Annotated in this window: 2 protein-coding genes and 2 pseudogenes; 1 reads left to right on the forward strand and 3 read right to left on the reverse strand. The window is 66.3% G+C overall.

Annotation, left to right across the window (positions count from 1 at the left end; all coding sequences use genetic code 11):
- Positions 1-1,913 precede the first annotated feature (1,913 nt).
- The gene (locus OTB20_RS41770) at positions 1,914-2,678 is read right to left on the reverse strand and encodes a transposase (protein ID WP_267825130.1); all 765 of its coding nucleotides are present in this window, start codon (positions 2,676-2,678) and stop codon (positions 1,914-1,916) included.
- Between the two features lie 27 nt (positions 2,679-2,705).
- Positions 2,706-3,059: a hypothetical protein gene (locus OTB20_RS41775; RefSeq protein ID WP_267825129.1), complete on the reverse strand. Its 354-nt coding sequence runs from the start codon at positions 3,057-3,059 to the stop codon at positions 2,706-2,708.
- A gap of 572 nt (positions 3,060-3,631) precedes the next feature.
- Here OTB20_RS41775 and OTB20_RS41780 point away from each other — a divergent pair.
- Positions 3,632-3,745, forward strand: a pseudogene (locus OTB20_RS41780) (IS5/IS1182 family transposase); the annotation flags it as partial.
- A gap of 215 nt (positions 3,746-3,960) precedes the next feature.
- On the opposite strand, the pseudogene OTB20_RS41785 reads toward OTB20_RS41780, so the two are convergent.
- A pseudogene (locus OTB20_RS41785) lies at positions 3,961-4,102 on the reverse strand (IS110 family transposase); the annotation flags it as partial.

Consider the following 4,102-nt stretch of genomic DNA (forward strand, 5'->3'; position numbering starts at 1 on the left):
GGGCTTTCCTCCGGGCGCTTCCTTCGTTCTTGTGTCTCCGACTCTATCAGACTCTTTCGTGTCCGATTCCCAGTCAGCGGGTTTCGCTTTCCAGTTCTTCGCTTTCGCGTTTCCCTTTCCGGCGAGTCCGACTCTATCAGAAGTTTTCCACCGGATTTCCCGGCTTCAGATTCCTGGATGAGGAGTCGAGGGTGCCCACTCTGAATTGCTTCTTTGGGGGCCGGTTGCCGAACTTGTCCAGTTCCAGGCAACCGTTTGACTCTACATGACGCCCCCTGCACCGTCAAAATCGCCGCGACACAGCGGCCCACCTCGGTGTAGAGGAACACGTCCGGACCGAGAACCTCCCGACGGACCACGGCCTCAGAGCAGAACCCGAGCGGGTGCACCCCGCACTCCTGGCGTCATTCGGCGGGCTCGACACGGGAGTGCGGAGCGCCCGGGCGCCCCGCACCAAGCACCAGGAGCACCGGGCACCCAGCCCACCAACCCGCCTTGCCACACACTGACGCCGTGACCGACAGCTTCTTCGTGATCACCACCTACCTCCCGGCCGCGGGCTCTACGCCTCCCTCGGCATCGGTGACGAGGACTGGTACTACAGGCTGAGCCGAGCCGGCGACGACACCCTGTTCGCTCTCACCGCCGACGCGGGTCGAGCGGTGAACTGGTGGCACCGCGACACTGCCCCGGCCCGTCTCCACCAGCTCAACGCCCACCTGGTCGAGGTGTTCTGCGCCTGCGACACCGTGCTCGTCGCCGCACGCTTTTGCACACGCGAGTGCCACCGGGGACCACCTCGACCAGGAGCTCACTCCCGACCAGCTCGACGACCGCATCACCACATGGGCTGCCCATCCCGGCCCCCTCGGCGTGGGCGGCACGTCCGTAGACACCAGCCGCCCCGTCGATGTCAGCACTCTCGCGAGGGAGATCCACGGACTGCTTCCCAGGGCCGCGGCTCAGAGATCGACACGCTAGAAGTAGATGCGGCAACGGCAAGGCAGGTCGGGCAGCGAAGCAACATGGGCAGCAGCTCCATCGGCAGCTGGTGCCGGACGAGTCGTGGGAACTGTTCCGGCGAGTGGTGCCGCAGGGCCGATGGCATACGCACGCAGGGCGGTGGGCGCCGACGGGCCGGTGATCGAAAAGCGTTCGCGGCGATCCGGCCGACAGTGGCGAGCCAGGATCGAAAATCCACCTGCTCACCGATCGGAACGGACTGCCACTGCCCCCTGGGCGTTGCCGGCGCCAATATGCACGACAGCTTCGGCCTGTAGCCGTCGGGAACCTCGCAGGCACACCAGCGTTCAAGAAGCGCTGTGACGTAGATCGTGATGCGTTCGGATGGAGGCTCTTCGGTCTCACCATCGAGATACCGGTCGTACAGGTCCGTGAAGGCCGCAGGGCGGTCTTGCCGTCCGCCGGCCGCTCACCTTCCGAAACAGCCAGGTCATAGCTCATGCCTGGAGGCTCTCAGGCTGTACTGACAGCCAAAAGAAGCGGCACCTAAGCCCGAAGCACAACGCTGCCTGCTTGCTGCCCCGGCGCGGCATGACCTCCAGCACACGAAGAAGTGGAGGGAGCCGGCCGTCCTCGACCAACCGCTGTGCACCTGCCTGACCGCTCGAAGCGGCGCCCTTGCTCGAGCTGGGGGAACGCTGCTGTGGACCTGGCCCTCGCCCCGAGCACCGGCGAGAGCACAGCGCCTTGTACTCCACGGTCAATCAGGGCCAGCTGGTGCTGGCGGTAGATGTCTCGCCGTCACTGCGGCCGCATGCCGGTGCCTGCTCGGCGCATCGTGGACCGGCCAGTGGCAACCCGGAGACCTGGGGACGTCATGGCCTAAGCGTTGTCCCGTAAATGATCTCTGAGTGGCTTCGGGCATGGTGGGCTGCTGTGCGGCGGGTGGTCTATCCAGCGAGGGCGAGGTTGTGCATCCGTGCGATGCCGAGCATGGCGTGGTGGACGCCGTCGCCTTTGAGGCGGCAGTCGCGGAGGACCTTCCAGGTCTTCATGCGGGCGAAGACGTGCTCGACGCGGGCGCGGACCTGCTTGTGGGACTTGTTGTGAGCCTGCTTCCAGCCGGGCAACTCCTCGCCCTTGCGGCGCCGGTGGGGCATCACAAGCGCGGTGCCCGGATAGCCACCATCGGCGATGGCGGCCTTCGCGCCGGACTCCTCCCACGCCTTGCAGTCGTTGCGGTTGCCCGGCAGAGGCCGGCCGACCACCACAACGAGGCGAGTGTCGGCATCGATGACCACCTGGTGGTTGGTGGAGTACCGGTAGTTCTTCGACTGCTCGGCCACGGTGTGATCACGGGTGGGCACCAGGGTGCCGTCCACGATCAGCACAGTGCCTTTCGCGAACCGCTCACGAGGCTGGAGAGCGAGCATCGGCCCGAGGTGATCGATGATCCGGTCCGCCGCCGACTTGGAAACCCCGAACAGCGGGGCCAGCTGGCGCATGGTCAGGTTCGTGCGCCAGTACGCCGCGACCAGCAGCGCCCTGTCCTCCAATGGCAAACTCCACGGCCGGCCCCTGCGGACCGCATCCGCACCCTCGCGCCGCAGCACCGTCACCAGCTTCCCGAACAGGCGCGGGCTCAACCCGGTGAACGGGGCTATCCAAGACGGCTCCGACGCCGTGATCACACCGGGATCATCGCACCGGGCCAGCCTGCCCCGTCCGCAAGCCGCCCCGCTTCAGCGAAACTCGTGGACCACCTGGATCTCGCCGACGATGTGAGCGTTGAACTCGTCCAGCTCCTCGGCCGGTACCCACAGCTCGAGGATCGTCCGCCCTCCGGCCTGCTGCACGGGATACCGGCTCAGGAACTCCGCCTCGACCTCGAAGCGGGTCACGAAGCCAACACCGCTGTGCTTCACGTTCCAGTCCCTGGCGATCTTGATCGCGTAGTCCTCGTTGAGGACCGGGTAGAAGATCGGCTGCTCGGGCAGTCGGGGCGGCCAGGCACGCCAGTTCAGCTCCCGAACCAGATCCAGCTCCTTGGGGCCGGTGGGGCGCCACAGGGTCGTCGTTGCTTGCTGGCTGGTCATCTGCATCGCTCTCTGAACGTAGACCGCCAGTACGGCGGGTCGGGAGACTGGACGATACCGGCGCCGCGAACTCAGCAGCTACGCAGTTTCCACACCCTCGCCAGGTCCGTGACCAGCAGTTACGGGACAGCCCTTAGCTCGACGCCGGCTACGACGCGCCACGCAGTGCCCCGCCCGCGCGGGATCTCCGCCGGCCGTGGGGACGGCCAGCGGAACCGACCAGGCTGATGCCCGAGTCCGCAGGGGGTTCAGGAAGCTGCGCGCGAAGATCGGTACACCCGCCCGTACACCGAAACTCGCACACCACAAGGTCGGCACCAACCCCCGCCGAAGCTCGGAACCGGGTACGGCAACGTGAAGGTCGTGCGACGGTTCCTCAGCCAACCAAACCACAGGCAGGAACGAAGGACGATGGAGTACATCGATCTGGATGCACGGGTCGGGAACCTGTCAGGCGTCATTTCTCCTGCTCGATATCTGGAGCATCCGACCTCGCTGGCTGACGATCTACCGACCGGGGCCCGGGACTTCGCCACCGCCCCCGACCACTACGACTTCTCCAGCACGCGGAGATCGGGACCCTATGGCGACGCCTGCCTGCCGGTCGTCAGGCGCTGCTCGTCCTGGCTCACCTGGGGTGCGCGGACACCTACGTGCGGCTCGCCCCCGGCTTCGGCATCGGCACCGTGTACCTTCGCGGACGCGAGCGGCGCACCCCCCATAGGCGGCGTGTGGAGCGTTGAGGAGATCCGGCTGATCGGGCCCGCGGCGGCTCTGGTCGCAGAGCGAATGATGGGGTCGCCTTGTGGTGCGGACAAAAGCTCATTTCAGATCCACATCGCACCGCCAAGGTGAGCCGAGCCAGCACATCCGACGGTGTTCTCACCTCCTAATGCTGTTGTCAAGCAGCGGCAGGGACAGGGAGTTCACGTTGGAAGCACTTTCCGTCGCGGATGAGGGCCCACAGGACGTTGACGCGTCGGCGGGCCAGGGCGAGGACGGCCTGGGTGTGTCGCTTGCCTTCGGCGCGCTTGCGTTCGTAG

The sequence above is a fragment of the Streptomyces sp. H27-H1 genome (genome assembly GCF_026627445.1).
In the GTDB taxonomy this organism is placed as follows: domain Bacteria; phylum Actinomycetota; class Actinomycetes; order Streptomycetales; family Streptomycetaceae; genus Streptomyces.